The organism is Brevundimonas sp. (assembly GCF_036400995.1).
Lineage (GTDB): Bacteria > Pseudomonadota > Alphaproteobacteria > Caulobacterales > Caulobacteraceae > Brevundimonas.
The window spans coordinates 1-16,097 of sequence record NZ_DASWWG010000013.1 but is presented as its reverse complement, the minus strand read 5'-3'; the positions used below and the strand labels follow the sequence as shown (position 1 = coordinate 16,097).

The window sequence follows — 16,097 nt, the reverse complement described above, 5'->3', positions numbered from 1 at the left end:
TGGAACGCCTTGGCGGTGCGCACCGCGTCCTGGCCGGTCAGCGCGTCGGCGACGAGCAGTGTCTCGGACGGCGACGAGATCTTCGCGATCTCGGACGCCTCGGCCATCATGGCCTCGTCGATCGTCGTGCGGCCGGCGGTGTCGAGGATGAGGACGTCGAAGCCCTGCAGCTTTGCGGCCTGCATGGCGCGCCGGGCGATGTCGGGGGCCGCCTGGCCCGCGACGATGGGCAGGAAGCTGGCGCCCGCCTGCTCGGCCAGCATGCCGAGCTGCTCCATAGCCGCGGGGCGGCGGGTGTCGAGCGAGGCCAGCAGGACCTTCTTGCGCTCGCGGATCAGGCGCAGCGCCAGCTTGCCGGCGGTGGTGGTCTTGCCCGAGCCCTGCAGGCCGGCCATCAGGATCACGGTCGGCGGGTTCAGCGAGAGGTTCAGGCCCTCGGCCTCGCCCTCGCCGCCCAGCATCTCGACCAGGCCGTCATAGGTGATCTTCACCACCTGATCGGCCGGCTTCACGGCGCGGATCACCGCCTCGCCGGTGGCGCGTTCCTTGGCTTTGGCGATGAAGTCGCGGACGACCGGCAGGGCGACGTCGGCCTCGAGCAGGGCCACGCGCACCTCGCGCATCGCCTCCTGCACGTCCTTTTCGGACAGGGCGCCGCGACCGATGATCCGGTCGAAAACGCCTGTAAGCCGCTCGTTCAGAGCCTCGAACATCAACTACCTCATTTGCGCAGGCGAGGCGGCTCCATACGAAAACGGCCTCTGGCGACGATCACGTCGGCAGAGGGTTCTCGCCGGGCTCGTCCATCCGAAGATGGGGTCGTCCCGGTGGAGACGCGAGGTTCACTTGCGTCGGAAGCGGCGGCTTATGAAGGAAAGTCGAGCGTTTGTCGACTCAGGCGCGAAGGACCGTCGTCAGACCACGATGTCCAGCAGGACCGCCTGGGTCTTTCCGCTGCGGGCGGCGTCCTGCATCTGCTGCTGCATCGTGTCTTCGAGCTTCTGCTGGATCAGCCGGGCCACCTCATCCTCGACCGTGGTGCGCTGATCGCCGGGCAGGGCGGCGACGCCCTGCTCCGTCAGGCCGTTGGTGGACAGGATTTCGGCGCGGAGCTTCTCCTTCAGCGCCTCCATCTTCTGCTCGCGGGCCCATTCGGTCAGGCCCTTCTGGCGGATCTCCTCGATCTCCGATCGGGTCGTGGTCCGGGCGGAAGCCTGCAGGGACGGCTGATTTTGCCGGGTCGTCTCCGTGCCGATCAGCCCGGCGATGCCGCCGATCAGACCGCTAACCAACGAAATGGACATGACATTTCCTCCGCGGCCAAAGCGCAGGGCCTGACCCTGCGGAGGACGGCTGCAAACGGCGCGCCGAACGCACTTTCGGTTTCGGCGTTGGCCTGAGGCATGGCCAGTTCCAAAACCCCTGATACGGTGACGCTCCCGGCCTCCCCGCTGAGAGACACCACCATGATCCAGGCCGCCGACGACCGGTTGCGCGAGGAAGTCCGCCTGCTGGGCGGACTGTTGGGCGAGGTGATCCTCGCCGAGGGCGGGCGTGAGCTCTACGACCGGATCGAGGCCGTGCGGCAGGCATCGGTCGCCTGGCACCGTGACGCCGGCGAGAAGGACGCCCGCCTGCTGGAGACCCTGCTGGGCGAGCTGTCGCTGGATCAGGCGGTCGGGCTGGCGCACGGCTTCGCCGTCTTCTCCCTGCTGGCCAATGTCGCCGAGGATCGGGCCGGCAAGCGCCGAGCGCGGGAACAGACCGCCTCGGGCGCCCGGCCCGACACGCCGGAAGGCGCGCTGGACCGTCTGAAGGCCGCGGGACGGACGCCGGAGGAGGCGCGGGACCTGCTGAAGGGCGCACTGATCTCGCCGGTGCTGACCGCCCACCCGTCCGAGGTGCGCCGCAAGAGCGTCATCGACCGGATCGCCGCCGTTTCGGACCTGCTGGACGCCTGCGACCAGAACGGCCCGGCCTGCGACCTGGAGGCGCGCAATGCGGGCCTGCGCCGCCAGACGACGATCCTGTGGGCCACGCGACTGGTGCGGCAGGCCGGGCTGGTGGTTCAGGACGAGATCGACACCGTCGTGTCCTTCCTCGAGCGTATCTTCCTGCATGTCGCCCCGGCCCAGCTGGCTGACTGGCGCAAGCGGCTGGACGCGCCGGAGCTGGAGCCCTTCATCCGCATCGGCACCTGGGTGGGCGGCGACCGGGACGGCAACCCCAACGTCAACGGCGAGGTGCTGACCGCCGCCTTCCGGACCCAGGCGCGGGCGGTGCTGCGCTTCTATCTGGACGAGGTGAACGCGCTCGGGGCCGAGCTCAGCCTGTCCGGCTCCATGAGCCATATCTCGCCGGAACTGGCGGCGTTGGCCGGAGCGTCCGGTGATCACTCACAGCACCGCGCAGACGAGCCCTATCGCCGGGTGCTCAGCCAGATCTACGCCCGGCTGGCGGCCACCCACCCCGTTCTGACCGGCCAGCCCGCGCCCCGAGCCGCCGCCTTCGCGGCCGAGCCCTATGCGGGGCCGGACGCCTTCCGCGCCGATCTGGCGGTGCTGCAGGACAGCCTCGTGGCGAACCACGGCGCCGTCTTCGCCGATGACCGGCTCGCGCGGCTGATCACCGCCGCCGATGTGTTCGGCTTCCACATGGCGACACTCGACCTGCGCCAGAATTCCGACGTGCACGAACGCGTGGTGGCCGATCTGCTGAAGGTCGCCGGCGTCACGGAGGACTATGCCGGTCTGGATGAGGAGGGGCGGCTGGCGGTGCTGGCCGCCGAGCTGGCGTCCGGACGCCTGCTGTTCAATCCTTACGAGGCCTATGCCGAGGAGACGCTGAAGGAACGCGGCATCCTGCAGGCCGCCGCCGAGGCGCTGCGCCTGTTCGGCCCGCAGGCGATCCGGACGCACATCGTGTCCAAGACCGACGCCGCCTCGGACCTTCTGGAAGTCTATCTGCTGCTCAAGGAAGTCGGCCTCTACCGACCCGAGGATCCCGCCTCCTGCCCGGTGCAGGCCGCGCCCCTGTTCGAGACCATCGACGACCTGCGCGCCTCGAAGCCGACGCTGGAGCGACTGTTGAAAGAGCCCTCGGCCCTCGCTGTCGCCAAGGCGCGAGGCGTTCAGGAAGTGATGATCGGCTATTCCGACTCCAACAAGGACGGGTCCTACCTGACCTCCACCTGGGAGCTGCACGAGGCGTCGCGCGCCCTGCTGCAGATGACGGACAGCACAGGGCTGCGCCTGCAGCTGTTCCACGGCCGGGGCGGCGCCGTGGGGCGGGGCGGGGGCTCCAGCTTCGCCGCCGTGCTGGGCCAGCCGCAAGGCACCGTCGCCGGGCGTATCCGGGTGACGGAGCAGGGCGAGGTCATCGCCAACAAATACGGCGAGCCCGAAGTGGCGCGGCGCAATCTGGACGCCCTGACCTGCGGCGTCCTGCTGGCCTCGCTTGCGCCGCCACCGGACGCCGCGCTGACCGCGAAGCACGGCGCGACCCTGTCGAAGCTGTCGCAGGCCTCGATGAGCGCCTATCGGGCCCTGGTCTATGAGACGGACGGTTTCGTCGACTATTTCCGCGCCGCGACCCCCATCGCCGAGATCGCCGACCTGAAGATCGGGTCGCGCCCGGCGTCGCGCACCACATCGACCGCCATCGAGGACCTGCGCGCCATCCCCTGGGTGTTCAGCTGGAGCCAGAGCCGGGTCATGCTGCCCGGCTGGTTCGGCTTCGGCTCGGCGATCGAGGGCGTGGATATCGAGGAACTGCGCGCCATGCACCGCGACTGGCCCTTCTTCCGCACCCTGATCCAGAACATGGAGATGGTGATGGCGAAGGCGGACATGACCATCGCCCGGCGCTACGCCACGCTCGTGCCCGACGCCGCGCTGGCGGATCGGGTCTTCACCGCGATCCGGGGCGAATGGGACCGGACCGAGGCGGCCGTTCTGACCATCACCGGTCAGGACACCCTGCTGGGCGGCCAGCCGGAGCTGGACCGCCTGATCCGACTTCGCATGCCGTATGTGGAGCCGCTGAACCATGTGCAGATCGAACTGATCCGCCGCCGTCGGGCCGGTGACGACGACCCCCGCGTGCGCGAGGGCATCCTGCTGGCGCTGAACGGGGTGGCGGCGGGACTGCGCAACAGCGGCTGACCGGCGATCAGGTTTCGGCGATTTAATGCGGCGTCTCGATTTCGCCGTCGAAGTCTCACGCGCCTGAAACAGGGGCGGCTCATACGGCCACGGTCGCCGCCCCCGAGCGACGCAGCGCTCCGCAGGAGACCGCCATGAAGACCCTCGCTTCCCTGACCGCCATCCTCGTCCTGGCCGCCGCCGGCGCCGCCTCCGCCCAAGAGGCCCGCGTCCAGTGGTCCGACCTCAATCTCGCCTCGACCACCGGCGCCGCCGCCTTCGACCAGCGCGTCGAGGCGGCCGCCCGCGACCTGTGCCGCACCGCCCGCCGCCCGGGCAGCCGGCTGAGCGACCGCGGCTTCTGCCAGGCCGCCGTCCGCCGTGAGGCCGTGCGCCAGCTGCCCGACGCCGCCCAGGTTGATTACGCCGCCAGCCGCGGCGCCGTGGCCTACTGATCCGGACAGGCGGGAGCTGCTCGGGCAGCTCCCGCCATCATCATAAGTCGTACTTATGATTGGCTGAGCAGTTCTCGAGCCGAAATCAAGGAATCTTCACGTTTTCGATCTGGCGATCGTCACACGAGCCCCTCATTTGGCTTGTCGTAGCCATCCCCGCGACGTGGAGGAATTCCGATGATCAAGACCCTGCTTCCGCTGGCCGCCCTGGCCCTGCTCGCCACCGCCGCGCCCGCCGCCGCCCAGGACACCGTCCGCGTGCCGTTCGGCGACCTGGACCTGTCCACCTCGGCCGGCGCCGCCGCCTTCGACGCCCGCGTGGCGAGCGAGGCCCGGGACGCCTGCGTTCGCGGCTCGCGCCTGGTCGACAGCGTCTGCGTCCGTCGCGTGACCCGCGAGGCCGTGCGCCAGCTGCCGCAATCGCGTCAGGACGACTATGCCCGCGTTCGCCGCTCGGCGCCGATCACCGCCATGGTCGCTCCGGCCTGGCCGGCCTGAGGATCCCGCGCAGGATAGCGTTCGGGCCGGTGGGGACAGACCGGACCGCGCAACCTGAATGACAAAGGGCCCGCGGATCGCTCCGCGGGCCCTTGCTCATCTGACAATCAACCGGATCAGCTGGTCGGGAAGCCCCGCACCCGCAGCAGGGCCGCGACGTCCGGGTCGCGGCCGCGGAAGGCGCGGTAGGCCTCCGCGCGATCCGTGGTGTTACCCGGCGCCAGGATGATGTCCTTGTAGCGACGGCCGATCTCCGGATTGAACACGTCGCCGGACTCCTCGAAGTAGGCCCAGGTGTCGGCGTCCATCACTTCCGACCACAGGTAGCTGTAGTAGCCGGCCGAGTAGGCGTCGGACGTGAACAGGTGATTGAACTGCGGCAGGCGGTGCCGCATCACAATCTCCTTCGGCATGCCGTAGCGCGCCAGGCTCTCACGCTCGAAGGCGTCGATGTCGGTCGGCGGCGTGGCCTGGGTGTGCAGGTCCATGTCGACCAGGGCCGAGGACAGATAGCTGACCGTGGCGTAGCCCTGGTTGAAGGTGGCGGCGCGCTCGACCTTGTCCACCAGCGCCTGCGGCATGGGCTCGCCGGTCTGGTAGTGCTTCATGAAGCCGTCGAGGATCGGGCGCGACAGCACCCAGTGCTCGTGCACCTGCGACGGATACTCCACGAAGTCGCGCGGCGTGCCGCCAAGCGCCGGGTAGTTCACCGTCGAGTTCAGCGAGTGCAGGGCGTGGCCGAACTCGTGGAACAGGGTCTCGGCGTCGTCCAGCGAGATCAGGAGCGGCTCGCCCTCGCCCGGCTTGGTGAAGTTGTTGTTGTTCGACGACAGGACGTTCTTGCGACCGTCGTAGGTCGAGTGCGAGCGATAGCTGGTCGCCCAGGCGCCCGAACGCTTGCCCGCGCGGGCGAAGTCGTCCGAGTAGAACAGGCCGACGTTGCGACCGGTCGCCTTGTCGTTGACCTCGAACACCTCGACGTCCGGGGTGAAGCCCGGGACCGTGCCCTTCGGCAGGGCCTTGAACTCCAGGCCGTACAGGCGCTCGGCCATGTAGAAGGCGCCGCGCTTGACCGCGCCCAGTTCGAAGTAGGGCTTCAGCTCGTTCTGATCGAGGTCGTACTTCTGCTTCTTCACCTTCTCGGCGTAGTACAGGTAGTCCCACGGCTCGATGTCGTGACCGGCGATGGCGCGCATGTCCGCCACCTCTTCCGCCACGCGGGCCGTGGCCGGCGCCCAGACGCGGTTCATCAGATCCATGGCCGCGGCCGGGGTCTTGGCCATGGTGTCCTGCATGCGCAGTTCGGCGTGATTCTGGTAGCCGAGCAGACGTGCGCGCTGCTGACGCAGGCGGACGATCTCCGCGATGGTCGCATTGGTGTCGTTGGCGTCGCCGTTGTCGCCCCGGTTCACGAATTTGCGCCAAACGATCTCGCGCTGGGCGCGGTCATCGCCGAAGGTCAGGAAGGGATCGACGCTCGAGCGGGTGTTGACGATGGCCCAGCCCTGAACGTTGCGGCTGCGGGCGGCAGCGGCGGCGGCGGCCTTGTTCGAGGCCGGCAGGCCCGCGACGCCCGCTTCGGTCGGGATGACCGTCCAGGTGTTCTCGTCGGCCACGACCTTCTGGCCGAAGCTGGTAAAGGCGTTGGACAGGGCGGTGTTGATGCGGCCCAGCTCGGCCTTCTTCGACGCGTCCAGCGCGGCGCCGCCGCGGATGTAGGCGTCGCGGCTGCGGGTCACGATGCGGGTCTGTTCGGCGGTCAGGCCGGCGGCCCCGGCGTTGTCCGCGATCGTCTTGATGCGGTTGAACAGCTTCTCGTTGAAGGTGATCTCGTCGCCGGCGGCCGACAGCAGCGGCGAGACCTCGCGGTCCAGCGCCTGGTATTCTGCCGAGCCGATGTTCGAGGTCATCACGCCGAACAGGGCCATGGCGCGACCCAGCGGCTCGCCGGCCATCTGCATGGCGACCGAGGTGTTGGCGAAGGTCGGGGCGTCCGGGTTGTCGGCGATCGCGGCGATCTCGGCGCGGCGCAGTTCAATCCCTTCCAGAATAGCTTCGCGCAGCTTGGGCGCGGTGACCTTGTCCCACGGGGGCACGCCCTCGTACGGACCGGTCCAGACCTGCAGCAGCTCGGCGCGCGGCGTCTGGACGGGCAGGACGGCGCGGGCGACGCGCGCATCTTCCGCATAGTTCGCGGCCGAGGAACCGGAACCGCCGATGGTGGCGCAGCCTGCGGTGGCGGACAGGGCCATGAGGCTGCCTCCGGCGATGAGAAGATGGCGTCTGTGCATGGGAACTCCGTAGCGTCGCTTCGTTTCCACGGACCCTAGGCCCGAGGCGGGCGGACTGTCACATGAACGCCCTGTAACCTCCAGCCATGGACGGCGACCGGCGGCGCGGCTAAAGCGCGCCCATGGCCATTGGCGTTTTCGACTCCGGCGTGGGCGGACTGACCGTTCACCGTGAACTGACCCGACGCTTCCCCGAGCGGGATTTCGTCTATCTGGCCGACCAGGCCAACGCCCCCTACGGCGGTCGGGGCGGCGAGGAGATCGTCGATCTGACCCGCGCGGGCTGCGAACGCCTGTTCGAGGCCGGGGCCAATGTCATCGTCCTGGCCTGCAACACCGCCAGCGCCATCGCCCTGCGCCGCCTGCAGCAGACCTGGGTGCCGGAGGCGCGGGCGCGCCACGGCCGCCCGGTCAATGTGCTGGGCATCATCGTCCCGACCATCGAGGCCGCCACCGGCCTGCCCTGGACCTACGAGGCCGAGCACCGGGCCGAGGGCGAAAAGGTCGAGGCGATCGCCGTCAACGGCGTCTTCTGCACCGCCGCCACGGCCATGAGCCGGGTCTATGAGATCGAGATCGACAAGCGGCGCGAGGATCTGGCCGTCTTTTCCGAGCCCTGCCCGGGCCTGGCCGGCCTGATCGAGCTGGGCGCCCCGCAGGAGGAGCTGGAGGTCGTGGTTCGCGACCACGTCGACGCCCTGCGCCGCCGCATCGGCCGTCACCCGGACAAGGCCATCCTGGGCTGCACCCACTACGAGATCGTGGCCGACATCTTCGCCTCGGCCCTGCCGCCCGAGACCGCCATCATCCACCAGCCGGCCGCCGTGGCCGACGCGCTGGACCGCTACTTCCAGCGTCACCCCGAGTATGCGCTCGGCGGTTCGGGTCGACGCGACTTCCTGACGACCGGCAAGCCCGGGCCCCAGTCGGAGCTGGTCAGCCAGTTCTGGGGCGCTCCGCTGACCTTCCAGTCCGCCTGATCTTGACGCAGCCGCCCGATGAGCGGCCACTGCCGTCGGGAGGAAGAACCATGCCGAGAACACTGCTCATCGCGGGCGTCATCGCCCTGCTCGCGAGTCCCGCCGCCGCGGAAGTCGTCCAGCGCAGCGCGGACAGCTTCACCCTGCGCTACGAACTCGGCGCCGAGATCGACCCGGGCGACATCCCCGGGAGCCTGAGCGACGTCGGCCGGTGGTGGGACAGCGCCCACACCTACAGCGGCGACGCCGCCAATCTGTCGATCGACATGACGCCCGGCGGATGCTGGTGCGAAAAGCTGGCTGACGGCACGGACTTCGAGCACGCCCGCGTGGTCTCCATCGACGGAAGCCGACTGGTCTTCGACGCGCCGTTCGGCCCGCTGAAGGGCCGCGCGACCCGCGCCGTCCTGGTCGTGACCTGGCCGCCGGCGACCCACGGCTGGACGCCGACCTGGGAAATGACCGTCGAGGGACCGGGTCTGGGCGCCATGGCGGACGGTGTCGACGCCGTCATGCAGGCGGGCTACCGGCGCTGGCTGCAGTATCTTGAAACCGGCGAGGCGCCGGCGGCGACGCTTCCCAGCCCCACGTCCTGAGCCAGACCTCGACCAGCAGGAGGTTCGGGACCCAGCACAGGAAGGCGATGGCCGGATAGGCCACCGCGAAATCCAGCCGCAGCATCTCGCCGGCCGGGATCATGATCCTGAGGGTCACCGCGGCGAAGGTCAGGGACAGGCTGCGGATCATCCAGCGACGATGCTGGCCGAAGTCGCCGGACACCGCCTTGCGCCAGGCCAGGGCGGTCGTTCCGAACCAGAACACCGCCAGAAGACCGAACCCGGTGCTCGCCACCGGACCGGAAGGGCTGGTCAGGGCCAGAGCCAGTCCCGCGCCCGCCCCGATCAGACAGGCGGCGACATAGATCCGCCCCGCGACGCGGTGCCACCGACGACGCGGACCGCGCCAGGTGACCAGCTGGAAGGCGCCCAGCGCCAGCGCCGTCACCCCGCCGGCCACATGGGTGAGAAACACCACAGGCCTCGCCTGGAGGTGCGGCGCCATCCCCTCCGCCATGATGGGCGACGGCATGAAGTAGCGCGCGCTGAACAGGGCGACGGCCAGACAGATGAGGGCCAGCAGGCCGAACAGGGTGGAGTGGGCGACGCGCTGCATGAGGTTCTCCGCGACAATGACCTCGCCCGCTTGAAACGGGCGCGTCCGGCGTGTCAGCCTTGATTTCGCGAACGGCGCGATCCGCTTCGCGAACGGAGCGGGACGTGACGGACGAAGGCGCGAAACCGAAGGGGCGGGGCCTGCGCCTTGGTCGTTCCGGCATGGTCGAACTGATCGGCCTGGCGGCGATGGGCGTGTTCCTCGCCGCCATCGCCGCCTTCGATTCCGGGGACATCCCGACGCTGTCCCGCTACCTCTACTGGCAGTTCGCCATGGTCGGCGGCGGCGTGATCGCCGCTGCGCTGGAGCCGCTGGCGGCGCGCCTGACGCCCGGCCGTCCGAGGGTCTTCGCCGCCACCCAGCTGGTTCTGATGACCCCGCCCATCATCCTCTGGGTCGCGCTTCTGCCCACCCTGCTGTGGGGCGAACCTTTCCGGGCTTCGAAACTGGTCTGGGCCCTGCCCAGCGTCGTGACGGTCAACATCGCCGTCATCGCCCTGGCCTGGGTCGTGCGGGCCGCCTTCCGGCCGGTGCCTCGTCCCGCGACAGAGGGAACGGCGCCCGAGGCGATCCGCGCGCGGCTGTCGCCCCGACTGGCCCGATCCCGGCTGATCGCCGTCGAGGCCGAGGACCATTACCTGCGCATCCGCACCGAGGCGGGCTCGGAACTGATCCTGATGCGGCTCGGCGACGCGCTGGAGGCGTTGTCGGCCTGCGACGGCTTCCGCACCCACCGCTCATGGTGGGTGTCGCGAACCGGGGTCGAGACCGCGCGCTGGAAGGGCGGGCGGGGCGAGCTGGTCCTCGCGGACGGGGCGACGGCCCCGGTCAGCCGCACCTATGCCGCGGCGCTGAAGGGCACGGACTGGGCCGCGCCGGTCATGGTGCGGGCCTAGCCCGCGAGCGCCGCTTCCGACGCCAGGATGCGGCTGGCGGCATGGACCACGGCCCCGATACGCAGGGCGGCCTGCACCTGCACCTCCGGCATGCCGTGCTCGCGCAGGACGCCCTCATGCGCATCCAGGCAGGCGCCGCAGCCGTTGATGGCCGAGACCGCCAGCGCCCACAGCTCATAGTCCAGCTTCTCGACGCCCGGATTGCGGTTCACGTTCATCCGCAGCCGCGCCGGCAGCGCCGTATAGGCCTGGTTCCGCATCAGATGGATGGCGCGGAAATAGACGTTGTTCATCCCCATGATCGCGGCGGCCGACTTGGCCGCGCTCATGGCCTCCGGCGACAGCACGGTCGTCGCATGAGCCTCGACCGCCCGCACGACCGGCGCGACGCCTATCGCATGGGCGGAGGCCAGGAAGCAGCCCCACTTCTGCTGGTCGTTGAGAATGGTCTCGTCCATCACCGAACCGAGATTCTGGGCGATGTCGCGCGCGTAGGGCGGGATCAGATCACGCAGGGCGTCGAGAGGCATGGCGGAACTCCGTCGAGGGAGCGATCCGCCTACGCCGGAGATGCGCGCCATGCCAGAGGCGGCCGTCGCCGCGCCGACCTGACAGGACCTGACATCCCGGCCTCTCGCCCTTTTCCGGCCCGGACACGGGAGGCAGCCTGAACGGGCAACAGGGAGTTCCGGAATGTCTCGCACCACCGCCGTCCTGCTCAGCCTCGCCATGATCGCTCCGACGATCCTGCCCGCCGCCGCCATGGCCCAGACGCCGCCCGCCGCGATCGGCGAACGCTATGTGCCCGCGCCCTGGTGGATGCGGGACCCCGTCATCGCCTCCGTCGGCTATGTCCGCACCGAGGTGCCCGCCAACCGCGCCATGTTCGGCGCCAGCTTCCAGTCCATCGACCGGTCGGCCGCCGAGGCGTCGCGCAAGGCTGCCGACCAGATCCGGGCCCTGAGCCAGGCGCTGGCCGCCTATGGCGTCGATGTGGTCCGGGTCGAAACGACGATCACCACCCGCCCCATCTACGATCAGTACCGCGACGAGAGCGGCGTCCTGCGGGATAACGTCCGCGCCGACCGCATCGCCCGCTACCAGGCGGACGCCAGCATCTCGGTGACCGTGCGCGACGTCGCGGTGCTGGAGCGCGTCTACGCCACCGTCATCGCCTCGCAGCCCACCTCGGTCAGCGCCGTGCGCTTCAACCTCGAGCCGGACAATGTGCTGAAGACCTGGCTGCAAGGCGAGGCGGTCAAGGACGCCGCCCGCCGCGCCCGGGACGCCGCGGGCAACGCGGGCGCGGCTCTGGGCGCCGTGCGCGTCATCGATCCGACCGGGCGGGCCTGCGAAACCGACGTCCTGGCCGGCTGGCCGTCCTACAGTTCCGGCGCCGAGGATGCGACGACCGTTGATGAAATGGTCGTCACCGGTTCGCGGGTGTCCCGGGCGCCCGCTCCGCCCCCGCCTCCGCCGCCGCCCCCTCCGCCCGCGGGCGCCGCCGCGCCGACCGAGGCCCAGATCGAGGCCGCCCGCCTCGCCCTGCAGCCGCCGCTGCGGGAGCTGACGGACCGGGCGTGCGTGGTCTACGCCCTGAACTGAGGACAGGCTTGACGCCCGGTCGTCGGCAGGCGACCGAGGCGTCATGACCGCTGACTTCAAAGCCGACCCCGCCTTCGACGCCGGTTCCGTGATCGTGATGGACTGGCCGCTGTGCCAGGTCCGGCTGCAGGATGACAGCCGCTATCCCTGGCTGATCCTGATCCCCCGCCGGGCCGGGTTGCACGAACTCGAGGACCTGACGGCGGCTGAACGCGCCGCGCTGATGGAAGAGGTCCTGAAGGCCGGCGACGCCGTGCGCGTGCTGGGCGAGGCCGCCGGACGGCCGGTGCAGAAGCTGAACGTCGGCGCCCTGGGCAATGTTACCGCCCAGCTTCACGTGCACGTCGTCGGCCGCCGTCACGATGACGCCGTGTGGCCTGATCCGGTCTGGGGTCGAGGTGCGGCCATGCCCTACGGGGCGTCCGGACTTCAGGCCGCAGTGTCGCGGCTGAGACTCAGTCAGGCCGACTGACGGTCACCGGCCGGGAACGGCCGTTGGCGACCAGCGTCCCGCGCCAGCCCTCGCCGTGCCGCTCGAGCGTGAGCACGCCCATGTTCTCGAGCGTAACGGTTCGCCCGTTGGCGGTCGCCACGCCGAAGCCGTCCGGATTGCGCCAGCCGCCCTCGACGATGCCGCCGCGGGGATCGCTCATCACCAGGCCGAAAAGCACACGGCCGCGGTCGTCCGCCACCCGCCAGCTGCCGTCCAGCGGTCCGGCGGTCTGATCGACGCGACGCTCGGCGCTGGTGACGCCGCGGTTATAGGCGACCTCGACCGAACCCGGCACGAACTCATAGGAGCGCGCATAGGCGTCGACCGAGACGGGGGCGTCCAGCGGTTGCCGCTGGCTTTCGTCGCCGTCACCCTGCGCGTTCTCGCGTCCGAAGCTGGAATTCGGCTCGAACGGACGGATCGCGGGCGCCGAATAGAGCACCTGCGAGGAGGGATGCGGGGCGGACTGCTGCAGGAGAGCGCCCGCGAATGCGAAGACGAGGAGGCCTGACATGACGTTTAGGCTGCCGTGCGAAAGTTTCCAAAGCTACTACAGATTGCCCGCGCTCGAAATCGTGATGAGAATTCGCGCGCCGCAACGGCGCCACAGGGCGCGCTTGTCTACCTTGGCTGCGTTGACCCTCCCGTCATCGCTGACTAAAGCCAGTTCACCGATTTCGAGCGCCTGTTTTCGCTCAGGTTTTTTGAGAACCATTCGCAATGTCGAGCTCCCCAACGACGGGTGACAAAACGGCCGACCGCACCGGTCGTTTCGTGCGTCAGCCCAATGGCCGTGTCCGGCCGCTCTCGCCCCATCTTCAGAACTGGCGCTGGCACGTCACCATGACGGCCTCGATCCTGTTCCGCGTCACCATCGGCGCGGCCAGCGTCGGCGCCCTGTTCGTCCTCGGCTGGCTGGCCGCGGTCGCCTGCGGGCCGGACAGCTTCGCGGCGGTCGCCGAATTCGCCGGCTCGCCCTTCGGCCTGTTCATCGGCTTCGGCCTGACGGTGGTGCTGTTCTCGTTCCTGCTGAACGGCGCCCGCCACCTGTACAACGACACCGGCAACGGCCTGAGCCTGAAGTCGGCCAACCTGCTGTCGAACATCGCCGTGTGGGGCCCGGTCCCGCTGGCGGTGCTGGTGTGGGTCATCCTGTACGCCACGGGGGGGAACGCGCAGTGAGCAGCCCGGCCAAATTCCGCAAGAACGTCAAGATTTCCGAGCGCCACGGCGCGAGCGAGTGGGCGCTGGAGCGCGTCTGCCTGCTGCTGCTGATGCCGCTGGGCCTCTGGGTCGTCTCGACCGTCTTCACCCTCGCCGGCGCGCCCTACGCCGCCGTGATGGACTGGTTCGCCAACCCGCTGAACGCCGGCCTGGCCGCCGTGACCATCATCGTCTTCTGCACCTTCGCCGCCCTGGCCTGGAAGGTGATCGTCGAGGACTACGTCCACACGGCGGGCGCCAAGACCCTGTCGCTGGCCCTGGTGAACATCCTCTTCCTCGCGCTGGCCGCCGCCAGCGTCTTCTTCATCGTGCGTCTGGCGCTGGGCTCGGCCCCGCTCCCGGCCGGCATCGGAGCCTGATCGGTGGCTGCTTACGAATTCGTCGATCACGCCTATGACGTCGTGGTTCTCGGCGCCGGGGGCTCGGGCCTCCGCGCCGCCCTGGGCGCCGCCCAGCAAGGCCTGAAGGTCGCCTGTGTGACCAAGGTCTTCCCCACCCGCTCGCACACCGTGGCCGCCCAGGGCGGCATCTCGGCCTCGCTGGGCAACATGGGCGAGGACAGCTGGCAGTGGCACATGTACGACACCGTCAAGGGGTCGGACTGGTTGGGCGACCAGGACGCCATCGAATACCTGGTCCGCAACGCGCCGCAGGCCGTCTACGAGCTGGAACACTGGGGCGTGCCCTTCAGCCGGACGGATGAAGGCAAGATCTACCAGCGCGCCTTCGGCGGCATGACCCGCAACTTCGGCGAAGGCCCGGTGCAGCGCACCTGCGCCGCCGCCGACCGGACCGGCCACGCCATCCTGCACACCCTGTACGGCCAGTCGGTCCGTCGCGAGGTCGAGTTCTTCGTCGAATACTTCGGCCTGGACCTGATCATGCAGGACGGCGTCTGCACCGGCCTGACCGCGCTGAAGCTGGACGACGGCACCCTGCACCGCTTCCGCGCCAAGCTGGTGATCCTGGCGACGGGCGGCTACGGCCGCGCCTACTTCTCGGCCACCTCGGCCCACACCTGCACCGGCGACGGCAACGCCATGGTGCTGCGCGCCGGCCTGCCGCTGCAGGACATGGAGTTCGTGCAGTTCCACCCGACCGGCATCTACGGCGCCGGCTGCCTCATCACCGAGGGCGCCCGCGGCGAAGGCGGCTATCTGACCAACTCGGAAGGCGAACGCTTCATGGAGCGTTATGCGCCGACCGTGAAAGACCTGGCCCCGCGCGACATGGTCAGCCGCTCCATGACCATCGAAATCCGCGAAGGCCGTGGCGTGGGTCCGAACAAGGACCACATCTTCCTGCACCTGGACCACCTGGATCCCAAGATCCTGCACCAGCGCCTGCCGGGCATCTCGGAATCGGCCAAGATCTTCGCCGGCGTCGACGTGACCAAGGAGCCGATCCCGGTCCTGCCGACCGTCCACTACAACATGGGCGGCATCCCGACGAACTATCACGGCGAAGTCCTGACCCTGCGCGACGGCAACCCCGACAGCGTGGTTCCGGGCCTGATGGCCGTGGGCGAAGCCGCCTGCGTCTCGGTGCACGGCGCCAACCGACTGGGCTCCAACTCGCTGACCGACCTGGTCGTGTTCGGCCGCGCCGTCGGCCTGCGCTGCGGTGAAGTCGTCGACAAGGCCTCGGCCGTGCCCTCGGCGCCAAAGGCGACCACCGACGCCCACCTGGCGCGCCTGGATCGCTTCCGCAACGCCTCGGGTTCGACCCCGACGGCCCAGCTGCGTCTCGAGATGCAGCGCGCCATGCAGTCGGACGCCGCCGTCTTCCGCACCGGCAAGACCCTGGACGAAGGCGTCCAGAAGCTGCGCTCGATCGACGCCGCCGGCTCGGACATCAAGACGACCGACCGCGGCCTGATCTGGAACACGGATCTGATGGAGACGCTGGAGTACGACAACCTGATCGCTCAGGCCCTCGTCACCATCGAAGGCGCGGCCAACCGCACGGAATCGCGCGGCGCCCACGCCCGCGAGGACTATCCGGACCGCGACGACGTCAACTGGATGAAGCACACCCTGGCGTGGAAGCGTCCGGGCGAAGGCGTCCAGATCGACTACCGTCCGGTGCACAAGTACACGATGACCGACGAGGTCGCCTACATCGAGCCCAAGGCTCGGGTCTACTAAGGGAGAGCAGACAGATGGTTCAACTTACTCTCCCGCGCGGCTCCAAGCCCACGACCGGCAAGGTCCACAAGGCCCCCGCCGGCGCCAAGAACGTCAAGACCTACAAGGTCTATCGCTATGACCCGGAAACGGACGCCGATCCGCGCTGGGACAGCTTCGAGGTCTCGTCCGACGATCACGGCCCCATGCTTCT

17 protein-coding genes are annotated in these 16,097 nt (G+C 69.4%); 11 read left to right on the top strand and 6 right to left on the bottom strand.

Annotated features, from left to right (window positions below; translation table 11 throughout):
* The coding region (locus VGE03_RS01530) for a signal recognition particle receptor subunit alpha (RefSeq protein WP_331044706.1) at positions 1-713 on the bottom strand (713 nt) is incomplete at its 3' end.
* A gap of 201 nt (positions 714-914) precedes the next feature.
* Positions 915-1,304: a hypothetical protein gene (locus tag VGE03_RS01525; protein WP_331044705.1), complete on the bottom strand. Its 390-nt coding sequence runs from the start codon at positions 1,302-1,304 to the stop codon at positions 915-917.
* A 162-nt stretch (positions 1,305-1,466) separates the two neighbouring features.
* Here VGE03_RS01525 and ppc point away from each other — a divergent pair, with 162 nt between their 5' ends.
* The 3 genes from ppc to VGE03_RS01510 all read left to right on the top strand — a co-directional run bounded on the left by ppc (position 1,467) and on the right by VGE03_RS01510 (position 5,095).
* Positions 1,467-4,163 (top strand): phosphoenolpyruvate carboxylase, encoded by a 2,697-nt coding sequence (gene ppc, locus VGE03_RS01520; RefSeq protein WP_331044704.1) that lies wholly within the window; start codon positions 1,467-1,469, stop codon positions 4,161-4,163.
* Between the two features lie 134 nt (positions 4,164-4,297).
* On the top strand, positions 4,298-4,597 hold the full coding sequence (locus VGE03_RS01515) for a UrcA family protein (protein WP_331044703.1): 300 nt from the start codon (positions 4,298-4,300) through the stop codon (positions 4,595-4,597).
* A 177-nt stretch (positions 4,598-4,774) separates the two neighbouring features.
* Positions 4,775-5,095 (top strand): UrcA family protein, encoded by a 321-nt coding sequence (locus VGE03_RS01510; RefSeq protein WP_331044702.1) that lies wholly within the window; start codon positions 4,775-4,777, stop codon positions 5,093-5,095.
* A 116-nt stretch (positions 5,096-5,211) separates the two neighbouring features.
* Here the strand turns inward: VGE03_RS01510 and VGE03_RS01505 are convergent, their stop codons facing one another.
* Entirely contained in the window at positions 5,212-7,347 is a 2,136-nt protein-coding gene (locus tag VGE03_RS01505) for a M3 family metallopeptidase (RefSeq protein WP_331044701.1), read from the bottom strand.
* A 161-nt stretch (positions 7,348-7,508) separates the two neighbouring features.
* Here VGE03_RS01505 and VGE03_RS01500 point away from each other — a divergent pair, with 161 nt between their 5' ends.
* Positions 7,509-8,366, top strand: a complete 858-nt coding sequence (locus tag VGE03_RS01500; RefSeq protein ID WP_331044700.1) for an aspartate/glutamate racemase family protein — start codon at positions 7,509-7,511, stop codon at positions 8,364-8,366.
* 50 nt (positions 8,367-8,416) lie between these two features.
* A complete protein-coding gene (locus VGE03_RS01495; protein ID WP_331044699.1) occupies positions 8,417-8,962 on the top strand; it encodes a hypothetical protein in 546 nt (181 codons plus the stop codon).
* On the opposite strand, the gene VGE03_RS01490 is transcribed toward VGE03_RS01495, so the two are convergent.
* Positions 8,877-9,539 (bottom strand): DUF2306 domain-containing protein, encoded by a 663-nt coding sequence (locus tag VGE03_RS01490; RefSeq protein WP_331044698.1) that lies wholly within the window; start codon positions 9,537-9,539, stop codon positions 8,877-8,879. The two genes, VGE03_RS01495 and VGE03_RS01490, sit on opposite strands and share 86 nt — an antisense overlap.
* Before the next feature lie 104 nt (positions 9,540-9,643).
* Here VGE03_RS01490 and VGE03_RS01485 point away from each other — a divergent pair, with 104 nt between their 5' ends.
* Positions 9,644-10,435 carry a LytTR family DNA-binding domain-containing protein gene (locus tag VGE03_RS01485; RefSeq protein WP_331044697.1) on the top strand — a complete coding sequence of 264 codons (792 nt, stop codon included), beginning with the start codon at positions 9,644-9,646 and terminating at the stop codon, positions 10,433-10,435.
* Here the strand turns inward: VGE03_RS01485 and VGE03_RS01480 are convergent.
* Complete coding sequence (locus VGE03_RS01480) at positions 10,432-10,965, bottom strand: carboxymuconolactone decarboxylase family protein (RefSeq protein ID WP_331044696.1); 534 nt, start codon at positions 10,963-10,965, stop codon at positions 10,432-10,434. The two genes, VGE03_RS01485 and VGE03_RS01480, sit on opposite strands and share 4 nt — an antisense overlap.
* A 163-nt stretch (positions 10,966-11,128) precedes the next feature.
* Between VGE03_RS01480 and VGE03_RS01475 the strand changes: the two genes are divergently transcribed.
* Positions 11,129-12,040 carry an SIMPL domain-containing protein gene (locus tag VGE03_RS01475; RefSeq protein WP_331044695.1) on the top strand — a complete coding sequence of 304 codons (912 nt, stop codon included), beginning with the start codon at positions 11,129-11,131 and terminating at the stop codon, positions 12,038-12,040.
* 43 nt (positions 12,041-12,083) lie between these two features.
* Positions 12,084-12,512, top strand: coding sequence for an HIT domain-containing protein (locus tag VGE03_RS01470; protein WP_331044694.1), 429 nt, complete (start codon positions 12,084-12,086; stop codon positions 12,510-12,512).
* Here VGE03_RS01470 and VGE03_RS01465 read toward each other — a convergent pair.
* Positions 12,496-13,047, bottom strand: a complete 552-nt coding sequence (locus VGE03_RS01465; protein ID WP_331044693.1) for a hypothetical protein — start codon at positions 13,045-13,047, stop codon at positions 12,496-12,498. The genes VGE03_RS01470 and VGE03_RS01465 overlap by 17 nt on opposite strands.
* A gap of 260 nt (positions 13,048-13,307) precedes the next feature.
* On the opposite strand from VGE03_RS01465, the gene sdhC reads away from it, so the two are divergent.
* The 3 genes from sdhC to sdhA are packed head-to-tail and all read left to right on the top strand — an operon-like array spanning position 13,308 to position 15,904.
* Positions 13,308-13,715: a succinate dehydrogenase, cytochrome b556 subunit gene (gene sdhC / locus VGE03_RS01460; RefSeq protein ID WP_331044692.1), complete on the top strand. Its 408-nt coding sequence runs from the start codon at positions 13,308-13,310 to the stop codon at positions 13,713-13,715.
* Positions 13,712-14,116, top strand: coding sequence for a succinate dehydrogenase, hydrophobic membrane anchor protein (gene sdhD / locus VGE03_RS01455; RefSeq protein ID WP_331044691.1), 405 nt, complete (start codon positions 13,712-13,714; stop codon positions 14,114-14,116). The genes sdhC and sdhD overlap by 4 nt, the downstream gene beginning before the upstream one ends.
* Before the next feature lie 3 nt (positions 14,117-14,119).
* Positions 14,120-15,904: a succinate dehydrogenase flavoprotein subunit gene (sdhA, locus tag VGE03_RS01450; protein ID WP_331044690.1), complete on the top strand. Its 1,785-nt coding sequence runs from the start codon at positions 14,120-14,122 to the stop codon at positions 15,902-15,904.
* The last annotated feature ends 193 nt before the right edge of the window (positions 15,905-16,097 follow it).